Source organism: Sporomusa sphaeroides DSM 2875 (genome assembly GCF_001941975.2).
Classification (GTDB): domain Bacteria; phylum Bacillota; class Negativicutes; order Sporomusales; family Sporomusaceae; genus Sporomusa; species Sporomusa sphaeroides.
In genome coordinates this window covers 452501-472084 of sequence record NZ_CP146991.1, presented here as the reverse complement: position 1 = coordinate 472084, position 19584 = coordinate 452501, and the positions used below count along the sequence as shown (strand labels likewise).

The following is a 19584-nucleotide window of genomic DNA, read 5'->3' as shown; positions in this document are numbered from 1 at the left end:
GCAGCTTCCTGCCATGCCTCCACTAACAGTGTCTCTTTTACTCCCCGGCCATTGGGTAAAAATAACACATAATATGTAGATTTTTAGTAATACTAACATAAGTATATTGCCTACTAATAGTCTACGTCAAGCGGTTACTCTGATAAAAGGAGGGATGTTCATGTATGACTTTGGAGCTCGTCTCCGAGAACTGCGCGAAGCTAAGAAACTAACACAAACCCAGGTAGCCAAACGATTAAACCTTCATAAATCCAGTATTTACGGCTATGAAAACAATATTCGAATCCCTTCCGTAGAAGTCCTCAGCCAACTGGCTCTGTTCTACAGAGTGACGACTGACTATCTACTTGGCCATGACAATCGTCACATCATTTATGTTGACGGTCTTACGGAAAGACAGTTGGAAATTGTAAACCTACTACTCTTGGAATTCAAACAGGGTAAAGGGCGTACCTAAGTACCGCCCATTTCGGTGTGCAAAGGTCAGTCAAAGCCGCTGGAGCAAAGCTCTTTTCACTATCGATAATATTAATCCGGGGCGGAGTATCGCATTATCTTGACAATCTCCAATACAACCGCACCGGCAACAACTCCGGCGTTTCCTGACCTTTCCAACATATCCCGCCAGTCGTCTCCGCGGCGAATGGCAACGGCAAAATCGGCGATAGATAAACCAATTCTTCATGCTGTACATCTATCGCCGAAATTCCGATTCATAACAAGAAAAGACGTCTCTGGTACTACTGCAATAGTAGTACCAGAGACGTCCTATTTGGATGGTATCCGGAAAGGATACTGGCGTGTCGAATTTACTAGAACCGAGACAACTCGGCCTACTGCAAAGAACATGGATACAACTGAGTGGTCCACACTTAGAACGGCCCGTTATCAAAAGGGCCAGAATAGCTATAACCACAAAAGCAGCACTTCATTTTCCCGCTATTAAATTTTAGCCGCCGTGATGGATGCCGTAGCGTAAGCAGCCATGCCCTGGCCCTGGCCGGCAAAGCCTAATCCTTCGGTAGTGGTGGCCTTTACATTGACTTGGCCAACAGTAAGCTGCAAGGCCTCAGCAATATTCTGGTTCATTTGTGCTATGTACGGAGCTAATTTAGGTTTTTGCGCCACAATGGTGGCATCAATATTATTAACGCAATAGCCGTGCCGGTTCAATATTGCGCCTACTTCCACCAGCAGCTTCAGGCTGGAAATCCCTTTATACCTGCCGTCGGTATCGGGAAAATGCCTGCCAATATCGCCTAAGCCGGCCGCTCCCAACAGCGCGTCTTTAATGGCATGCAACAGCACATCGGCATCAGAATGACCGTCAAGTCCCAATGTATAGGGAATCTCCACCCCGCCAAGGATTAGTTTGCGTTCAGGCACCAACCGGTGCACATCATAGCCAATACCGCTGCGAATCATCGTCTTTACCTCCTGCTCTTTAGCCAGCAACACTTCGGCCAACCGCAAATCTTCCGGTGTAGTGATTTTTAGATTTTCGTAACTGCCAGGAACAAGCTTGACCGTAATCCCCAGCCGTTCGACCAGAGCAGCATCATCGGTGCCAAGATACCCGTCCTGCGCCGCCTGTTGGTAGGCACTTCTAAGCACCTTGGCACTAAAAGCCTGGGGTGTCTGTACCGCCCACAAGGTCCGCCGGTCAGGCGTACCTGTTACCAGTCCGGTGTCATCTGCCGCTTTGATCGTATCTTTGACAGGTACGGCTGCAATGGCGGCCTGATGCTGCCGCGCGGCAGCGACAGCCTGGTCAAACAGCGCCGTTTGGGCCAGCGGGCGGGCGCCATCATGTACAATAATCATGTCCATATTGTCCGGGACAACGTTGAGCGCATTGGCAATAGAATATTGCCGTTCGCTGCCGCCGGCGACAACCTGCCAGGAAATAGTCAAAGCCAGCTCTGCCAGCAGCCGGGAAACTGTTGCTGTTTCTTCTGGCGCTGCCGTTACAACTATATGGGTAACACCCCGGGCGGTACTGGCGGCTAATACCGAATACGCCAACACCGACTTGCCAGCCAACGGCAAAAAGACTTTATTGACACTGCTACCCATGCGCTTTCCCTGACCGGCAGCGGCAATAATAACACATACCATAAATTATGCTCCCCCCTTATATTGCAAAAGCCTTCAAGCCTGTAAGGCTTGAAGGCATATAATTACATTAGCACTTTAGGCTTAGCAAAAATCATTCGTCCGGCGGCAGTCTGCAATACCGAAGTTACCAGTACTCCGACCGTTTCGCCAATGTGTTTTTTACCGCCATCGACGACAATCATCGTACCGTCATCAAGGTAAGCTACTCCCTGCCCGAACTCCTTGCCATCCTTTACTACATGTACTACCATTTCTTCCCCTGGCAGTACTACGGGTTTGACGGCATTAGACAGTTCATTAATATTGAGAACAGATACACCTTGAAGTTCGGCCACTTTATTCAGGTTATAATCATTCGTTATGACTTTGGCCTTGAGCACCTGACCTAATTTGATAAGCTTCGAATCTACTTCAGTAATATCATCAAAATCACGATTGTCAATCTGTATATTAAGCTCAAGTTCTTTCTGCATACGGTTTAAAATATCCAGTCCCCGCCGCCCCCGGTTGCGTTTGAGCAGATCAGAAGAATCAGCGATATGCTGCAGTTCTTCCAAAACAAACACCGGGATGACAAGAGGCCCCTCAATGAATCCGCTTTTACAAATATCAGCGATACGTCCATCAATAATAACGCTGGTATCCAGTATTTTCGCCTGGCAAATGCTGTCCGTCTTATCCTTTGACCGCTCTTTGCCATCCCGGCTGAGCCAAGGCAAAGCCGGCAGATTAGAAAACATATTAAATAATTCCTCGCGTTTTCTAATGGCGACATTGATCCCCAAGTATCCCAAAATAACACTAAGTATCAGCGGAACATATTTCCCAACAATAGGAATCGGCATGAAAGCCGGTCCAAGTAAATTAGAAATTATTAGTCCAGTGGCTAACCCCAAGACACCTGCCAGAACATCATATCCAGGCATCTTGTTTAAGCGTAGCTCCAGCCAGTAAGTGAAGTTCCATAAATATTTTAAGAGCAACGGCGCTACCACAAAACCAACAATTCCCCCAACCAAACCACCAAACACAAATGTGAGAATCGTAGTCATGGTAATGCCAAATACACCAATCCTCAAAAATTCTTCACCTACGACAGTAGCCAGCAGAGGAATAATCCTATCGGTTATCATAAGCCCACCCACTGCCGCCAAAAAAGTAATCAGTAGTCTAAGTGTTTTATCAATCACAGTCTCTACCTCCTTTCTTAATAAAAATTTATTTCATCCAAAAAGTGGAAACACACATTTTAATTATGTCCTACTTTGAATAAAAAAATACGTCCAGATGAAACTTCACCTTGGGTGTACTAATTTTTAGTATAGCATACTGCTTAATCTTTTGTCAAAATTAGTTATTGTAGCATGTATAATTAACTCTTGTCAATAATATGTCTCAAATGTGAGAAAATCTTTCTTAATCACCACACATTGACAACTAGGGAGAGCAGTTTATATAATAAAGGCAAAGCGAGGTGTACCCAACATGCATGATAATAAATGTTGTTCAGACTTTCAGTCTGCTGTAGACGAATACTTAATCCGCCACCGCAGTGTACTTGACGTTTTGACAAAATATCAGGAAGCGTCGGCCCGGGTAAACAGAGCTGTTGCCAAAGCGGTTACCGGCTGCGGCTGTGTCCAGGTTGCGGCTGCACGCCAATCGGCTCCCGAAACAACAACCTACAGCGAACTCAAAGAGCATATGTCTTCCCATCTGGTAGGCGAACCCTGCGCGCAATGCCGGGAAATCATCGCCACAGAAATAGGCCACAGTATGTTTTATCTGGCCGCTTTGTGTAATGCTACCGGATTGTCTCTGCACCAGGTAATGCAGCAAGAATATAAAAATGTTAAAACATTGGGTGCCTTTCATTTGACCTGATACTTACAGAAACACAGTCTTTTACATAAGGCTGTATTTTTTTTGTCCTGTAATCAATGAATATGGCTTTTCCGGCAACAACAATATAGCTTGAAATAAGCTAAGCCGTTCTAACTCCACTTGAAAAAACTGGGAGTATTAGAACGGCTTAGTTATCGGATAAACATTTTTCCTGCGGGAATGATACTGGTAAAGGGGGGTAAATATGCGCTATTTTTTGCGAATTATACTGAATGTAGTAGTGGTGCTAAGCCTTGGCAGCCTGCCTGCGGCCGCTCTGCCTGAAGCGGAACTGTTAGACGGCGGCGAATTGCTTTCCGGTTATATGACTGTAATGGATGAGCAGGGAATTATTGTGCTGCAGACAGGTCACGAAGTTCACTTAGGTGATCAATATATTGCTGAAGATGATACCTTGTATGAAATTACTGAGGTGGAAGGCGCAATAGCCCGCTGCCGGACCATGGAAAAGGTTTCGGCCCAAGCTCCTGATGACGCAATTTTCGTTCAGGCGCCACCACCCAATGCACCTAAGCCCAAAATTGCTATCTATCATACTCACACCGACGAATCCTATACTCCTACTGACGGCAGACCTTCTCAAAAAGGCAAAGGCTCAATCATGCTTGTCGGCGATGCCTTTGAAAAGAGATTAACCGAACTGGGCTACCAGGTTATTCATTCCAAGACCCTGCATGACCCGCATGATGCCAATGCCTATCATCGCTCCCGGCGTACTGCCATGAAACTTTTGCAGCAGCAGCCGATCGCCCTGTTTGATCTCCACCGCGACAGCGCTCCGCTAAAAGTATACAGTACTACCATCAATGGACAGTCTGTCTGCAAATTGATGCTGGTGGTGGGACGTCAAAATCAAAATCAAAAGACCACCCTGGACTTTGCCAGAAGCATTAAGCGCGCCACTGACGCCAAATATCGCGGACTTATCCGCGGCATATTCATTGCCCGTGGTAATTACAATCAGGATTTAAGCCCCAGAGCAATATTAGTGGAAGTAGGAACCGAGCATAACAGCCGCGAAGCTGCCGAGCGCAGTATTACGCTATTTGCCAATGTAGTCCCTTCGTTTCTGGGACCGCCCGGCGGCAATAGCGGCGGCAAAGCCGAGGCCGGTCAGGCTGGTACCTATACGGAAATAAACGATAATAATACCGGTGGTACGGCCACTTCTTATGTTCCTACCGACACAGCCCCCGGGTATGATATTTTGGTAATGGTGGCGGTATTAACTGTTGGCATAGCTGCCTTTCTGTTTCTTAGCACCGGCAATTGGCAGGAAGCCAAGAAAAAGCTCCATCACTTTTTCAAATATGAGTTCACTAATTTTTTGGGGTCGCGTAAAAAACGGAAAAAGTAAGGGGGAAGCCGTTTGAGTAAAAAGTTTTTGATCAAACTGGTTTGCTTCCTGGTTTTAGCTGCCGTTGCCACGGCAGGAGTGCTTCATTATCTGCCCCTGAGCCTGTTTTCCACTCAGCAAAAACCCGAACAAGCCCCGCAAAAAATGTATGACCACTATATTATACATGATGAAGCTACCAACGAAGTCCTGATGTATGTCCCGCTGGTGGTCAGCGTTGGCGACGAACTGATCAGTGATAAAAACAAACGCTATAAAATTGTCAAAGTGGAAGAAAACCAGGCTTACGCCCGGTTTGTGGAAGACTTAAATTTAGAGTTATATCAAAAGTGACCAACATAAAGCTACCAGCCTACAGATGGCGGTCTAAAAGGGCCTGCTCCCGCACCCTCTTTAGTCCGTCTTTTACTGCTTTGGCCCGCACTTCGCCAATGCCTTCCACTTCATCAAGCTCTGCCAGGCTGGCATTATAAATCCGCTGCAAGGTTTTAAAATGCGTCACCAGCTTTTCCCCCACTAAGAGCGGCAGGCGGGAAATCTGTCTCAGCACCCGGTAGCCGCGTGGCACAACAGGAATATCCATGGCGGTGGGACTAACACCATATCCCAGCATCCGGCATATCGTGAACGGCTCAAGGTTCTCTTCAGGCAGTTCGGCAATTTGTTCTCTTACCAGTTCATAGTCTTTTAACTCAGTAGTATTGCAATAATCTTTAATTAATAAAGCGGCGACATCTACGCCGGAAATAAGTTCTTCCATCTGCATGCTGACCAGTTTTCCTTCTGAGCCCAGCTCAATTACATTACGTTCAATTTCCATCGCAATCCGGTTGACCTGCTCGGCCCGGATAAGCACCAGGGCCACATCATAGAGGGTGACCAATTCCTCAAATTCCAGCGCACTTAAATTAGTAAGACCTTTATCCAGCACATTGCGATACTTTTCCAAGGTTTGCAGCGCCTGATTGGCACGATTGAGTATTACCGGAATATCCTTCAGCGTGTACCGCAATTGCCCCAGGTATACGGTAATAATATTACGGCGCTGGGAAATGGCTACCACCAGCGCACCGGTCTGTTTGGCCGCCCGTTCGGCGGTACGATGGCGTGTGCCGGTTTCAGTGGTTGGAATACTTGGATCAGGCATCAGCTGGGTATTGGCAGACAAGATTCGTTTGCCGTCCTGGGAGAGCACGATGGCTCCATCCATTTTAGCCAGTTCATAAAAACCGGCCGGTGTATATTCTGAATTCAGCTCAAACCCGCCATCAACAATTTCAAGTGTGGCCGGGTTATCCCCCACCAGCACCAAGGCTCCCATCTTAGCTCTAAGAATATTTTCCAGGCCATCCCTGATGGGTGAACCTGGCGCCAATGTTTTTATGGTTTTGACAAAACGGGAATCCCATAAACGTTCTGAACGTTCTTCCCGGCTTTTTATCATACAAATACCGCCTCCATGGCCTCGCTGACACTAGCAACACCAATAATATCCAGCCCTGCTGTCCGGGGCAACTTAAGGCCGGAAAGATTCCCGGCAGGAATGACAAAACGTTTGAAACCGAGGGCTGCTGCCTCGGTAATTCTGGCTTCAGCCCGGCTAATCATCCGAACTTCGCCGGTAAGGCCCACTTCTCCCATAACTACGGTACTCGAATCCACGGCAATATTGCGAAAGCTTGACACTATCGCCAATGCCACCGGTAAATCGGCTGCCGGTTCGGCAATTTTAAATCCCCCTACCGCATTAACATATGCATCCTGGTTAGCCAGCATGAGTCCTACCCGCTTTTCCAGTACTGCCAGGAGCAGAATCAGGCGGTTATAGTCAAGCCCCGCCGCCATACGGCGTGGCATGCCAAAGCAGGTAGTACTCACTAAAGCCTGGATTTCAATTAACAGGGAACGAACACCTTCCAGGTAGGCTAATACTACCGAACCGGGCGCACCCTGCGGCCGTTCGGCCAGCAACAGGCCGGAAGGGTTGGCTACTTCAGCCAGGCCATGTTCCTCCATAGAAAAAATACCACTTTCATTAGTTGAACCAAACCGGTTCTTAATGGCTCTGAGAACCCGGAACGCATAACTGCGTTCGCCTTCAAAATAAAGAACAACATCCACCATGTGCTCTAAGAGCCGTGGTCCGGCAATATTGCCGTCTTTGGTAACATGGCCGATGATTGCCGTGGGAATGCCGCTTTCTTTGGCAAAGCGCATCAGCTTGCCGGTACTTTCCCTGACCTGGCCGACACTGCCCGGAGCTGACGGAATCTCCGGACTAAACATCGTCTGAATGGAATCAATGATAACAAAAGCCGGTTTTTGCTGCAAGGCCTCCAGGACAATGGTCTCTAGGTTATTCTCTGTAAAAATTAACAAATTATTACTTATTTTTCCCAGTCTTTCGGCTCTTATTTTAATTTGGGCTGCTGATTCTTCACCAGATATGTACAAAACAGGCCCATAGGTATTGGCAATACCTGCGGCTACCTGTAAGAGCAGCGTCGATTTGCCAATCCCCGGATCACCACCGATTAAGAGCAGCGCACCGGGTACTATACCGCCGCCAATTACCCGGTCAAATTCACTTATACCTGTTAACAACCGCGGCATAGCCGACGTATCTACCATATTGATGGGACGCGGTTTCGGCGCAGGTGCCGCTGTCAAACGGGCTTCGGACTTTTTGACAGCCACTTCTTCTGCCATGGTATTCCATTCACCGCAACCCGGACATCGTCCCAGCCATTTACTTGCTTCTGAACCACATTCCTGGCACACAAATTTTGTTTTAATTTTGGACAAGCGAATTCTCCTTTAATAGCGGCAATGCTGGTAATACAGCGAAAAGCACTCATTTTGAGTGCTTTTTCGCGCTTATAAGCCAATTTTCCTGCTAATTAGGCTTTTTTGGCAAACTTTAATTTACCATTCTCAGCAGCATCCACCAGTACGGTATCACCGCCGGTTATGGATTGCCTGATAATCATCTCAGATACTTCGTCTTCGATCATTTTTTGAATGGCACGACGCAGCGGACGGGCACCAAAAGCGTGATCACGGCCTTCTTTTACTAATTCCTGCTTGGCTGAATCGCTCAGCTCAAGCTTGAGATTAGCATGAACCAGGCGTTTGGTTACTTCCTGAAGCATGATCTCTACAATTTGCTTAAGGTCATCGTCAGTCAGACTGCTAAAGACTATGATCTCATCAATCCGGTTTAAAAATTCCGGTCTAAATACCCTCTTAACCTCATCCAATACCCGGCTTTTAGCTGCTTCCCCCTCATTGGCTTTAGCGCGTTCGCCTGATAAAAAGCCAAGCGCGGCCGCATCTTTTTTCAAATGCTGTGAACCAACATTAGATGTCATGATAATGACAGTATTCTTGAAATCAACCGTCCGGCCCTGACTATCGGTTAAACGGCCGTCTTCCAGTACTTGCAGCAACATATTGAAAACATCATAATGGGCTTTTTCGATCTCATCCAAAAGAATAACCGAATAGGGTTTGCGGCGTACGGCGTCAGTCAGTTGACCGCCCTCCTCGTAGCCGACATAGCCGGGAGGAGCGCCAACAAGCCGGGACACCGTGTGTTTTTCCATATACTCAGACATATCAAGACGAATCATCGCGGTTTCATCGCCGAATAAGGCCTCGGCCAAAGCGCGTGACAGCTCGGTTTTGCCCACCCCTGTCGGCCCCAGGAACAGGAAGGAGCCAATAGGCCGTTTAGGATCTTTAAGTCCGGCTCTGGCGCGGCGTACGGCACGGGCTACCGCCTGCACGGCCTCATGCTGGCCGACCAGCCGGTTATGGAGAATTTCCTCCAGCTTCAGCAGCCGTTCGGATTCTTCTTCGGCTAATTTCTTAACCGGAATGCGCGTCCAGGTAGACACCACATGAGCAATATCCTCAGCGGTAACAACAATACGTTCATTACCGCGCTGTTTTGCCTGCTTTTGCTTGCCGCCAAGCTCTTCACGGATCTGCTGCTCCATATCGCGAAGGCTGGCTGCCCGCTCAAATTCCTGCGCGGCGATGGCTCCCTCCTTTTCCGTCCGGACCTGTTCCAAGCGTTTTTCTATTTCTTTGACATCAGGCGGAATGGAAAATGCCTGCAAACGTACCCGTGAGGCGGCCTCATCCATTAAGTCAATGGCTTTGTCAGGCAAAAACCTGTCAGAAATGTACCGGTGAGACAGATTTACCGCCGCGTCAATGGCCTCATCGGTAATTTGCGCCCGGTGAAAGGCCTCATATTTGTCCCTGATTCCTTTTAAAATGGCAATGGCATCTTCCACAGCCGGTTCGCCAACCGTGATGGGTTGGAAGCGCCGTTCCAGCGCCGCATCTTTTTCTATATATTTTTTGTACTCATTGAGAGTGGTTGCGCCAATAACCTGCAATTCGCCCCGGGCTAATGCCGGCTTCAGGATATTGGCCGCATCAATGGCTCCCTCGGCAGCACCGGCGCCGATCAGGGTGTGCAGCTCATCAATGAACAATACGATATTGCCGGCTTCACGAATTTCGTCAATTACCTTTTTCAGACGTTCTTCAAACTCACCCCGGTACTTGGTACCAGCCACCATGGATGCCATATTGAGCGAAACAACGCGTTTATTACGCAGAATCTCGGGCACCTGACCTTCAACAATGCGTCTGGCCAAGCCTTCGGCAATGGCGGTCTTGCCAACCCCCGGTTCGCCAATCAGCACCGGATTGTTTTTAGTGCGTCTGAGGGTAATCTGAATAACCCGCTCAATCTCGGCATCACGGCCGATAACAGGATCAATCTTGCCTTCCTGCGACATTTTATTCAGATCACGGCCGAATTCATCCAATAGCGGGGTATTACTGGATGCTGCCGGTTTAGCTCCCTGCACTTTGGGCTGGGGCGTCTGCCCTGACATCGCAAAACCGCCCAGCATTTCAATGACCCGCTGACGCATAAGGTTAATATCCACTCCCATACCTGTCAGTACCTGAGCGGCAATACCTTCTCCCTCCCGGATTAGCCCCAGCAGAATATGTTCTGTTCCCACATAATTATGACCCAGCCGCAAGGCTTCCTCCATTGCCAGTTCAATGACTTTCTTGGCCCGCGGCGTATAACCGATATCGTTGGCTTGCTCCTGGCCGGTACCCAGAATGGTTTCTACCTGTTCCCGTACGGAATCCACCTCTAATCCCAGCGAAGCCAGCGCCTTAGCGGCTACACCCTCGCCTTCACGCAAAAGTCCCAGCAGCAAATGCTCGGTGCCGATATATCCATGTCCGTATCTGGCCGCTTCCTGCTGTGCCAGTATTAATACTTTGCGGGCTCTGTCGGTAAATCTGTTAAACAATGTCTTTCCCTCCTTTATGCTGTCAGCTTATAGCAGTCATTACGATTTTTGCAAGCTTGAACGAATTAGTTTGGCCCGTAATTTATTGCTGTCGGCTTGATGCAAGACGGTATCACCCGCCAAATTCTGCAAGAAACTTGGCCTGGTCATTACCAATAGCTTGGTAAATACTTCAGGCAGTACTTCGTCAATAACCCCCAGATCAATCCCCAGCCGCACCTCGCTTAACAGCGACAGAGCTTCATTGGCACAAATGCTTTGGGCATAACGGAGTACGCCATACGCCCGCCATACCCTGTCAGCCAGCAGATCGGGCGACTCATTGAGCAGCAGCTCTCTGGCCATACGTTCCTTATCCACGATATGTTTGACAACCCCGTTTAAACTGGTAACAATATCTTGTTCATTACGGCCCAAAGTAACCTGGTTGGATATTTGAAAAACATTGCCGGCCGCCTCAGAGCCCTCCCCATATAAGCCACGTACCGTTAGACCCAATTGGGTGGCTATAGCCACCATGCGCCCCATCTGTTTGGTTAATACCAAGGCAGGTAAATGAACCATTACCGAGGCCCGCAGGCCGGTACCGATATTAGTGGGACAAGCGGTAAGATAGCCGATAGTATCCATAAACGCAACATCGTGCTTAGCTTCAATGATATCATCAACCGCATTGGCCTTATCCAGCGCATCGCCAAGATTAAGTCCGGCCTCCAAACACTGCAAACGCAGGTGGTCTTCTTCATTAACCATAATACTGACACTGGCATCGTCACGGACAATGAGCGCGCGATTTTCGGGGTCTGTTATATGACTGGGACTAACAATGTGCTTTTCCACCAATACATTCCTTGCCAGTGGCGACAACCCGTCAAGGGCTGCCAATTCGTATTTATGACCGTCAGCCTCGCCAAGATCTGCCGGTACCTGTTGTAACGCTGCGACAATCTCGCCCAGTTCGGCAGCAGAAGCACGGCCGGGAAAAGGCTGACTTCTTAAGTTGCGAGCCAAGCGGATCCGGCTGGATAACACAATTTCGCCTTCCGGACCGGCTCCGCTCAACCAGGGTACAAGCGGCTGATTTAGCAGGTTTTCCATGATAGTAGTCATGCTATTCCTCCTCACTCATGCCCAGCCTGGCCTCCGGTTCGGCAAGCTGTCTTTCCAATGCTCTGATTTCGTCCCTTAGCTTGGCTGCCTGCTCATATTCCTCACAATTGACATGCTGTTCCAAATCGTGGCGCAGATGTTTAATGCGCTGCTGCAAGCTAAATTTAACGCCGCCGCGTTTCGGCACCTTGCCGGTATGAGCAGCCGTACCATGCATACGTTTAATCAGCGGCTCCAACTGTCCGCCAAAGGCCTGATAACAAGCACTGCAGCCAAATTTGCCGCTGCGGCTGAACTCACTATAACTCAGACCACACTCTGAGCAAACAGGCTCAAGCATTGTCCGGGCATTATCCGGCACTGTATAATTAAACATATCTTTGAGAAAATCATGGATAGAAAATTTATTACTTATGAGATTGTTAATGTTTTTGCCCATCATCTCGCCTGATTTTTGTGCACACTGTTCACACAAATGCTTTTCAATCTTTTGCTGATTAATAATTTTGGTAATGTGCACACAGGCAGTTTCTTTTTGGCATTCTTCACATAACACACCTATCGCCTCCGTACTCATTCATTTTGATCGGCTAACGTCATCAGGAGCGATCGCAGCAGCGGTACGCGCTCTCGCGGTTCCAGCCGCTCATAAAGGAAGGCAAAACATTTATAAATCAACGCAGCCTCACGGTTTGTCATGAGATTATGATTCTTCAGGCGTACAACAATTGCTTTTACCTCTTCCAAACTCAAATCCTCATCAATCTGCTTTGCGGCATCCTGGAAGACAATAGTCTGCACCGGGATGCGGGCAATCCGGACAAAACCGCCAGAGCCACGCCGGGACTCGACGATAAAACCGCGTTCTAACGTAAAGCGTGTGCTAAGCACATAACTAATCTGCGAAGGCGCACAATCAAGCGTTTCCGCCATTTCATTGCGCCGCAAAATGACGATCTCATCCTGTTGATGTGATATCTGACGCAAAATCCATTGTTCAATAGTATCGGCTAAGTTGCTCACATTCCCACCTCCCGCCATCCATCACTGACTTTTACTGACCTTTTGACTTTATTCTACTTTGACCTTTTCCTAATTGCAAGCCCATTATTTACCCAAATTCAGCCTTAAAAACTAATCAGTAACGATTATTGCCAAATATCATGTTTGTTATAAGCATTACTAAGTCATTCTGCTGTCCTCTGGCAAATCTACAGATTTCACGGCACATGAATACCTGCTATGTAATCATTGAATGCTTTTTCGTTTTTTCCACCACTCAGAAACCAAATATATGGCAACCACCGCCATAAGTCCGGTATTAACATAGCCAAATTCCCGAAACCAATGATTACCTTCCCAATAGGACACCGGACTTTCTACTGTGTAAGCTGCCAGCGGATAAAGATAGAAATTAGAATACGCGCCATGGGTAAGCGCATCAAATAACAGATGTGTACCCCAGCCGATAATGAATGGCCGAAAGTGTTTAATTCCCGGCAAAAAACTGAGCAGCAGACAGCCGAGCCAAATGGGCACCGAGTGGCCAATTAGATCAATTTTAACTACCCAGGGAAATTGGGATACAAAGCCCATCAGCACCCTGGGACTTAGATTGCCAAGCTCCGGCCAGGTCACATAGCCATTAGCCATGATAATAATCAGTAATACCACATAAATATAATCAGGCAGCATGGAGCCCAATACAAACTGCCAAACCTTAGGGTGGTGTCTGGTAAAAAAATAAATCCAAAAGCCGTGATGGAGAGTATGCATTTTTCCTCCTGCCATTATCCCTATACTGCTATTGTGCTCCAATACAACACCAGTATGTAAGTCAAAGAGCAGTGCTTATTGGCACTGCCCTTTGACTTATAGCATGACATTACAGCAAATTGGGAGCATTTGCTAACACGTCACGCGCTTCCTTCATTATAGCTTCTACAATTATAGCGGCCGGCTCTACCTTTTTCAGCGGCAACAAGCTTTGGCCAGCCAAAACGGCCCCATTATCCACATCACCTTCAACAGCAGCCAGGCGGTTAGTACCGGTAGCCAGCTTATCCAATTCCGCTTGAGGTGCACACTGGCGTTCCAGAGTCAAAAACTTATCCGTAAATACATTTCTGAGTCCACGGACACCATGCCCGGCTAGCAGGCCTGTAACCACACTATCGGTATCTACAGCATTAATTAACTTCTGTTTAACATTAGGATGAACCCCGCATTCCTCGGCCACTAAAAACCGGGTGCCCATTTGAACACCGGCGGCCCCCATAACAAGAGCGGCTGCCAGCCCCCGGCCATCAGCAAAGCCGCCAGCGGCAATGACCGGGATAGTGATTTGCGGAATAACCTGAGTCATAAGCGCCATACTGGTCAATACGCCAATATGGCCACCGGCCTCCATGCCTTCAACTATAATAGCGTCAGCACCGCTGTCTTCCACCCGTTTAGCCAGCTTAACACTGGGAACAACCGGAATCTTCTTGACCCCGGCCTGAGCAAGCCTTTCGAAGTACGGAATAGGATTACCTGCGCCCAGGGTAACAAACGCCGGTTTCTCCTCACAAATAACATCCACAATGGCCTCTTTATTGTCAGCCATTAATTGTACATTAACCCCAAATGGTTTATCAGTAAGTTGTTTAGCCAAACAAATATGTTCTCTTATATAACTGGCATCACGTCCACCGGACGCAATTATACCGGCGCCACCAGCCTGGGAAACAGCAGCAGCCAATTTAGCGTCAGAAATCCAGGCCATACCTCCTTGAATAATAGGATATCTAATGGCAAGCAACTTAGTTAGTTTCGTATTCATGCTCTGCATATCTCCTTTCAAAAATACCTCTATCTATTTTCTTCACCAGTTGCCAAACAAATCCTGCTATACGACCCTAAAATCAGACATAAAGCACGGCTGTATGAGAAAGTCATTCTATAGTTTGTCCTAAATTTATAAAGAAAACACGACTTGCACCGAGCCTTTGGCGACGGTGGAAGTCGATGTTGCCCTTATCCTGTCTTTAAGAAAGTTATATTTTCTGTTAGGGTGAAATAACCCTTTACAATTTTGTATAATATAACTATAATGAAGTATTGTATAAATTATATCTGAATAGTATGTTATAAGCTTATTCTATCTTAAAATTACATAATTAACCATAAAGGGGCGATAATTGTGAGAGCCATTGGAAGACATCTGTCAGTAGACATGTATGGTTGCAATTTTGACAATCTGGATAACTTTGAACTCATAAAAACCGCTATACTAGCAGCCATTGAAGAAGCCAATATGACACTACTTAATTTATCGTACCATAAGTTTGAGCCTCAGGGGCTGACAGTATTGGCATTACTAAACCATTGCCATATAAGCATTCACACGTATCCAGAGCTTGGTTATGCCGCTGTTGACATCTTTAGCTGCGGCGACTATAGCCGTCCCGATAGAGCTCTTTTGGTATTGAAAAAGGTGCTAAAGCCGGAAAAAACTAAAACCACCAACTTTGTGCGCGGTGACTTCGGCTCACAAAAAGATATGAAACCAAGAATCCGGATCAGTATTGCCCCGTTACGCCGTGTGCGTAATACCAGCGCTAAAGTATGGAGCTATTTACGTAAAAAATAATGGAAAATGTGGATAGAAAATGGACAACTACCTACTAGTTGCCCATTTTTGCTAAATAAATATATAAAATTTGGCTAAACTATTGACAAACAAGGCAAAATGGATAATAATAATCCTTAGATAATTATACTGAGTTAATTTCAAGGAGGAATTTTTTAATGAGCACTGACAAAAATCTATCTGCCGCTTTTGCCGGCGAATCGCAAGCTAACCGCAAATATACGTATTTTGCCAAACAAGCCGATGCTGAAGGTCATGCGCAAGCAGCCAAATTATTCCGGGCTGCTGCTGAAGCTGAACACCTTCATGCCTATGCCGAATTAAAAGCACTTGGCGGCATTAAAACAACAGCTGAAAACCTTAAAGCAGCTATCGCAGGCGAAACCTACGAGTTTGAAACCATGTATCCAGAATTCATTAAAGTAGCCAAAGAGGAAAACAACAACACCGCTGCCCGCGCCTTTCATCTGGCCAACGAAGCAGAAAAAGTTCACGCCGATCTCTACCAAAAAGCTCTTGCCAGCTTAGGCAACAATGAATCCTTTGAATACTATCTCTGCACCGTCTGTGGTCATATTGCCGAAAAAGAAGCTCCAGAAAAATGTCCTATCTGTGGAGCTAAAGCCCAAGCTTACAAAACTGTTGGCTAAAGGCTTCGGCTTACATATACCAGATAATAAAAACCTGACCTAAGTGGTCAGGTTTTTTATTATCCTAATACAGTTATTATCCTAATACAGAACATACAAAACAAAAAGCACTCATTTTGAGTGCTTTTCATAACCAGCAACTTCCTAATCTCCCAGGCCGTTTCCAGCCAAGTACCTTCGGCGTTTATGGGCTTAACTACTGTGTTCGGGATGGGAACAGGTGGAACCCCACAGCTATCGTCACTGGATTTAAGCAGAGAACCAAGTTATTAGGAGTAACGCGACGCTAGAACTTGCGTGAATCGCTTAGTTCTGAGCGGTAGCGAAGAACTTCCTAATTATCACATTCCCTGAAAACTTCACAGAAGAAAAGCATTTGCAATTAGTTCTATCTAATGTTTGCACTTCATGCAAACGAGGTGTTTAAGTCAAGTCCTCGGCCTATTAGTACCAGTCAGCTACATGGATTACTCCACTTCCACATCTGGCCTATCTACCTTGTCGTCTGCAAGGGGCCTTACTTCTTTCGAATGACAGACCTCATCTTAAGGCTGGTTTCACGCTTAGATGCTTTCAGCGTTTATCCTTTCCGAACGTAGCTACCCAGCTGTACTCCTGGCGGAATAACTGGTACACCATTGGTTCGTCCACTCCGGTCCTCTCGTACTAGGAGCAGTTCCCTTCAAGTCTCTTACGCCCGCGATGGATAGGGACCGAACTGTCTCACGACGTTCTGAACCCAGCTCACGTACCACTTTAATGGGCGAACAGCCCAACCCTTGGGACCTACTTCAGCCCCAGGATGTGATGAGCCGACATCGAGGTGCCAAACCTCCCCGTCGATATGGACTCTTGGGAGAGATTAGCCTGTTATCCCCAGGGTAGCTTTTATCCGTTGAGCGATGGCCCTTCCACTCGGTACCACCGGATCACTAAGCCCGACTTTCGTCCCTGCTCGACTTGTTGGTCTTGCAGTCAAGCTCCCTTCTGCCTTTACACTCTTCGCGCGATTTCCATCCGCGCTGAGGGAACCTTTGGGCGCCTCCGTTACTCTTTCGGAGGCGACCGCCCCAGTCAAACTGCCCGCCTGATACTGTCCCGAATCTCGTTACGATTACGGTTAGAACTCCAGTAAATAAAGGGTGGTATCCCAACATCGACTCCATTGAAACTTGCGTTCCAACTTCTCTGTCTCCCACCTATCCTGTACATCATTTACCAAAACTCAATGTCAGGTTGCAGTAAAGCTCCATGGGGTCTTTCTGTCCAGTCGCGGGTAACCTGCATCTTCACAGGTATTTCAATTTCACCGGGTCCCTCGTTGAGACAGTGCCCAAGTCGTTACACCTTTCGTGCGGGTCGGAACTTACCCGACAAGGAATTTCGCTACCTTAGGACCGTTATAGTTACGGCCGCCGTTTACCGGGGCTTCAATTCAAAGCTTCGGACTCAACCTGACCTCTCCTCTTAACCTTCCGGCACCGGGCAGGTGTCAGCACCTATACGTCAGCTTTCGCTTTAGCAGGCACCTGTGTTTGTGGTAAACAGTCGCTTGGGCCTCTTTTTTGCAACTCATTTCCGCTTCATCCGCTTCCAGATTACACGGTGTACAAGCTCCCCTTTTCCCGAAGTTACGGGGACATTTTGCCGAGTTCCTTAACGAGGGTTCTCCCGCGCACCTTAGGATTCTCTCCCCGCCTACCTGTGTCGGTTTACGGTACGGGCACCTATCATCTCGCTAGAAGCTTTTCTTGACAGTGTGGGATTAATGAATTCACCGTTATTGCTAACAGCTTTCCGTCACTCCTCAGGTTCCAGCAGAGCGGATTTGCCTACTCTGCACCCTACAAGCTTAGACGCGACTTTCCATCCTCGCGCTCATCTACCCTGCTGTGTCACTCCATCACTCAAACGACTCTAGGTGGTACTGGATTTTTAACCAGTTGTCCATCGCCTACGCTTTTATGCCTCGGCTTAGGTCCCGACTTACTCTGAGCGGACGATCCTTCCTCAGAAATCCTTAGGCTTTCGGTGGACAAGATTCTCACTTGTCTTTTCGCTACTCATACCGGCATTCTCACTTCTTATCAGTCCACATGTCCTTACGGTCATGCTTCGACCCGATAAGAACGCTCCCCTACCCATGTCATTAGACATGCCATAGCTTCGGTTCCGTGCTTTAGCCCCGGACATCTTCGGCGCACAATCTCTCGACCAGTGAGCTATTACGCACTCTTTAAATGGTGGCTGCTTCTAAGCCAACATCCTGGTTGTTTCGGAAATTCCACATCCTTTGCCACTTAGCACGGCATTGGGGACCTTAGCTGATGGTCTGGGCTGTTTCCCTCTTGACTACGGATCTTATCATTCGCAGTCTGACTCCCAGGTTAAAGTATATTCATTCGCAGTTTGACAAGGTTCAGTAACCTAAAAGGCCCCTAGCCCTATCAGAGCTCTACCGTCTATACTCATTACCTGAGGCTAGCCCTAAAGCTATTTCGGGGAGAACCAGCTATCTCCGCGTTCGATTGGCATTTCACCCCTATCCACATCTCATCCCAAAGCTTTTCAACGCTCACGGGTTCGGTCCTCCACGCATTTTTACCTGCGCTTCAACCTGGACATGGATAGATCACTGCGGTTTCGGGTCTACAATAACTAACTGTCGCCCTGTTTAGACTCGCTTTCGCTTCGGCTCCGTGTGTTCCACTTAACCTCGCTAGTTACTGTAACTCGCCGGTTCATTCTTCAATAGGCACGCCGTCAGCCTCATATGGGCCTTCGACTGCTTGTAGGCATACGGTTTCAGGTTCTGTTTCACTCCCCTCCCGGGGTGCTTTTCACCTTTCCCTCACGGTACTATGCGCTATCGGTCGCCAAGGAGTATTTTGCCTTGGAGGGTGGTCCCCCCTGCTTCCCACAGGGTTCCTCGTGTCCCGTGGTACTCTGGATTCCGGCCATTTCGCTCTGCCTTTCGCTTACAGGGCTTTTACCTTCTGCGGCCTACCTTTCCAGGTAGTTCGACTAGGCCTGACGAAACTTACGCCGGTCCTCAACCCCAAAGAGCTAAGCTCTTTGGTTTGGGCTCTTCCCCGTTCGCTCGCCGCTACTTAGGGAATCTCGTTTGATTACTTTTCCTCCGGGTACTTAGATGTTTCAGTTCCCCGGGTGCCCTCACTACTAAAGTAGTGTGACGGTGCATTACCACCGCCGGGTTCCCCCATTCGGAGATCTAGGAGTCAAAGCTTGCTTGCAGCTCATCCTAGCTTTTCGCAGCTTACCGCGTCCTTCTTCGGCTCTTGGCGCCTAGGCATCCACCGTATGCCCTTATTAACTTGACTTAGCTGCAACTGTCTATTGCGCATCATCTGCTTCGTTGGTCCTCAGACGTTTTGCTTGCGTACGACTGTACGCGGCGCGGCAACGTCTTCCGGTCCGCCTCGCATCTGATACACACTA

The 19584-nt window shown here is 47.8% G+C and carries 16 protein-coding genes and 2 rRNA genes; 6 read left to right on the top strand and 12 right to left on the bottom strand.

Features of this window, described 5'->3' with window-relative positions; genetic code table 11:
• The first annotated feature begins 160 nt into the window (after nucleotides 1-160).
• Nucleotides 161-457 carry a helix-turn-helix domain-containing protein gene (locus tag SPSPH_RS02080; RefSeq protein ID WP_198930879.1) on the top strand — a complete coding sequence of 99 codons (297 nt, stop codon included), beginning with the start codon at nucleotides 161-163 and terminating at the stop codon, nucleotides 455-457.
• Nucleotides 458-942: 485 nt separating this feature from the next.
• Here SPSPH_RS02080 and ispD read toward each other — a convergent pair whose 3' ends face one another.
• Both ispD and SPSPH_RS02070 read right to left on the bottom strand, forming a co-directional pair.
• Nucleotides 943-2118: a 2-C-methyl-D-erythritol 4-phosphate cytidylyltransferase gene (gene ispD / locus SPSPH_RS02075; RefSeq protein WP_075752744.1), complete on the bottom strand. Its 1176-nt coding sequence runs from the start codon at nucleotides 2116-2118 to the stop codon at nucleotides 943-945.
• Between the two features lie 62 nt (nucleotides 2119-2180).
• On the bottom strand, nucleotides 2181-3305 hold the full coding sequence (locus tag SPSPH_RS02070) for a PIN/TRAM domain-containing protein (RefSeq protein WP_083945495.1): 1125 nt from the start codon (nucleotides 3303-3305) through the stop codon (nucleotides 2181-2183).
• Between the two features lie 298 nt (nucleotides 3306-3603).
• Here SPSPH_RS02070 and SPSPH_RS02065 point away from each other — a divergent pair, with 298 nt between their 5' ends.
• The 3 genes from SPSPH_RS02065 (at nucleotide 3604) to SPSPH_RS02055 (ending at nucleotide 5713) form a co-directional block, all read left to right on the top strand.
• Nucleotides 3604-4002 (top strand): DUF1573 domain-containing protein, encoded by a 399-nt coding sequence (locus tag SPSPH_RS02065; protein WP_075752742.1) that lies wholly within the window; start codon nucleotides 3604-3606, stop codon nucleotides 4000-4002.
• A 205-nt stretch (nucleotides 4003-4207) separates the two neighbouring features.
• Complete coding sequence (spoIIP, locus tag SPSPH_RS02060) at nucleotides 4208-5380, top strand: stage II sporulation protein P (RefSeq protein ID WP_075752740.1); 1173 nt, start codon at nucleotides 4208-4210, stop codon at nucleotides 5378-5380.
• Between the two features lie 12 nt (nucleotides 5381-5392).
• A complete protein-coding gene (locus tag SPSPH_RS02055) occupies nucleotides 5393-5713 on the top strand; it encodes a stage II sporulation protein P (RefSeq protein ID WP_075752738.1) in 321 nt (106 codons plus the stop codon).
• Nucleotides 5714-5732: 19 nt separating this feature from the next.
• On the opposite strand, the gene disA is transcribed toward SPSPH_RS02055, so the two are convergent.
• The 8 genes from disA to SPSPH_RS02015 all read right to left on the bottom strand — a co-directional run bounded on the left by disA (nucleotide 5733) and on the right by SPSPH_RS02015 (nucleotide 14665).
• Nucleotides 5733-6824 carry a DNA integrity scanning diadenylate cyclase DisA gene (disA, locus tag SPSPH_RS02050; RefSeq protein WP_075752736.1) on the bottom strand — a complete coding sequence of 364 codons (1092 nt, stop codon included), beginning with the start codon at nucleotides 6822-6824 and terminating at the stop codon, nucleotides 5733-5735.
• Nucleotides 6821-8185 carry a DNA repair protein RadA gene (gene radA, locus SPSPH_RS02045; protein ID WP_075752734.1) on the bottom strand — a complete coding sequence of 455 codons (1365 nt, stop codon included), beginning with the start codon at nucleotides 8183-8185 and terminating at the stop codon, nucleotides 6821-6823. The genes disA and radA overlap by 4 nt, the downstream gene beginning before the upstream one ends.
• Nucleotides 8186-8280: 95 nt before the next feature.
• On the bottom strand, nucleotides 8281-10731 hold the full coding sequence (locus tag SPSPH_RS02040) for an ATP-dependent Clp protease ATP-binding subunit (RefSeq protein ID WP_075752732.1): 2451 nt from the start codon (nucleotides 10729-10731) through the stop codon (nucleotides 8281-8283).
• A 39-nt stretch (nucleotides 10732-10770) separates the two neighbouring features.
• The gene (locus SPSPH_RS02035; protein ID WP_083945359.1) at nucleotides 10771-11841 is read right to left on the bottom strand and encodes a protein arginine kinase; all 1071 of its coding nucleotides are present in this window, start codon (nucleotides 11839-11841) and stop codon (nucleotides 10771-10773) included.
• A 1-nt stretch (nucleotide 11842) separates the two neighbouring features.
• On the bottom strand, nucleotides 11843-12397 hold the full coding sequence (locus SPSPH_RS02030; protein ID WP_075752730.1) for a UvrB/UvrC motif-containing protein: 555 nt from the start codon (nucleotides 12395-12397) through the stop codon (nucleotides 11843-11845).
• Nucleotides 12398-12414: 17 nt separating this feature from the next.
• On the bottom strand, nucleotides 12415-12864 hold the full coding sequence (locus SPSPH_RS02025) for a CtsR family transcriptional regulator (RefSeq protein WP_075752728.1): 450 nt from the start codon (nucleotides 12862-12864) through the stop codon (nucleotides 12415-12417).
• A gap of 225 nt (nucleotides 12865-13089) precedes the next feature.
• A complete protein-coding gene (locus SPSPH_RS02020) occupies nucleotides 13090-13617 on the bottom strand; it encodes a hypothetical protein (protein WP_075752726.1) in 528 nt (175 codons plus the stop codon).
• 109 nt (nucleotides 13618-13726) lie between these two features.
• Nucleotides 13727-14665, bottom strand: a complete 939-nt coding sequence (locus SPSPH_RS02015) for a nitronate monooxygenase (RefSeq protein ID WP_075752724.1) — start codon at nucleotides 14663-14665, stop codon at nucleotides 13727-13729.
• Between the two features lie 360 nt (nucleotides 14666-15025).
• Between SPSPH_RS02015 and speD the strand changes: the two genes are divergently transcribed.
• Together speD and SPSPH_RS02005 are read left to right on the top strand one after the other, a co-directional pair.
• A complete protein-coding gene (gene speD / locus SPSPH_RS02010) occupies nucleotides 15026-15475 on the top strand; it encodes an adenosylmethionine decarboxylase (RefSeq protein WP_223226417.1) in 450 nt (149 codons plus the stop codon).
• Nucleotides 15476-15633: 158 nt separating this feature from the next.
• A complete protein-coding gene (locus SPSPH_RS02005) occupies nucleotides 15634-16125 on the top strand; it encodes a rubrerythrin family protein (protein ID WP_075752720.1) in 492 nt (163 codons plus the stop codon).
• Nucleotides 16126-16256: 131 nt separating this feature from the next.
• Here the strand turns inward: SPSPH_RS02005 and rrf are convergent.
• Both rrf and SPSPH_RS01995 read right to left on the bottom strand, forming a co-directional pair.
• Nucleotides 16257-16373, bottom strand: a 5S ribosomal RNA gene (gene rrf / locus SPSPH_RS02000).
• A 176-nt stretch (nucleotides 16374-16549) separates the two neighbouring features.
• Nucleotides 16550-19466, bottom strand: a 23S ribosomal RNA gene (locus tag SPSPH_RS01995).
• Nucleotides 19467-19584: the final 118 nt, after the last annotated feature.

Excerpts from the sequence above, each read along its gene's own strand:
- SPSPH_RS02080 (WP_198930879.1), top strand. The coding sequence starts at position 161 with ATGTATGACTTTGGAGCTCGTCTCCGAGAACTGCGCGAAGCTAAGAAA.
- ispD (WP_075752744.1), bottom strand. The coding sequence starts at position 2,118 with ATGGTATGTGTTATTATTGCCGCTGCCGGTCAGGGAAAGCGCATGGGT.
- SPSPH_RS02065 (WP_075752742.1), top strand. The coding sequence starts at position 3,604 with ATGCATGATAATAAATGTTGTTCAGACTTTCAGTCTGCTGTAGACGAA.
- spoIIP (WP_075752740.1), top strand. The coding sequence starts at position 4,208 with ATGCGCTATTTTTTGCGAATTATACTGAATGTAGTAGTGGTGCTAAGC.
- disA (WP_075752736.1), bottom strand. The coding sequence starts at position 6,824 with ATGATAAAAAGCCGGGAAGAACGTTCAGAACGTTTATGGGATTCCCGT.
- SPSPH_RS02035 (WP_083945359.1), bottom strand. The coding sequence starts at position 11,841 with ATGACTACTATCATGGAAAACCTGCTAAATCAGCCGCTTGTACCCTGG.
- SPSPH_RS02020 (WP_075752726.1), bottom strand. The coding sequence starts at position 13,617 with ATGCATACTCTCCATCACGGCTTTTGGATTTATTTTTTTACCAGACAC.
- SPSPH_RS02015 (WP_075752724.1), bottom strand. The coding sequence starts at position 14,665 with ATGAATACGAAACTAACTAAGTTGCTTGCCATTAGATATCCTATTATT.
- SPSPH_RS02005 (WP_075752720.1), top strand. The coding sequence starts at position 15,634 with ATGAGCACTGACAAAAATCTATCTGCCGCTTTTGCCGGCGAATCGCAA.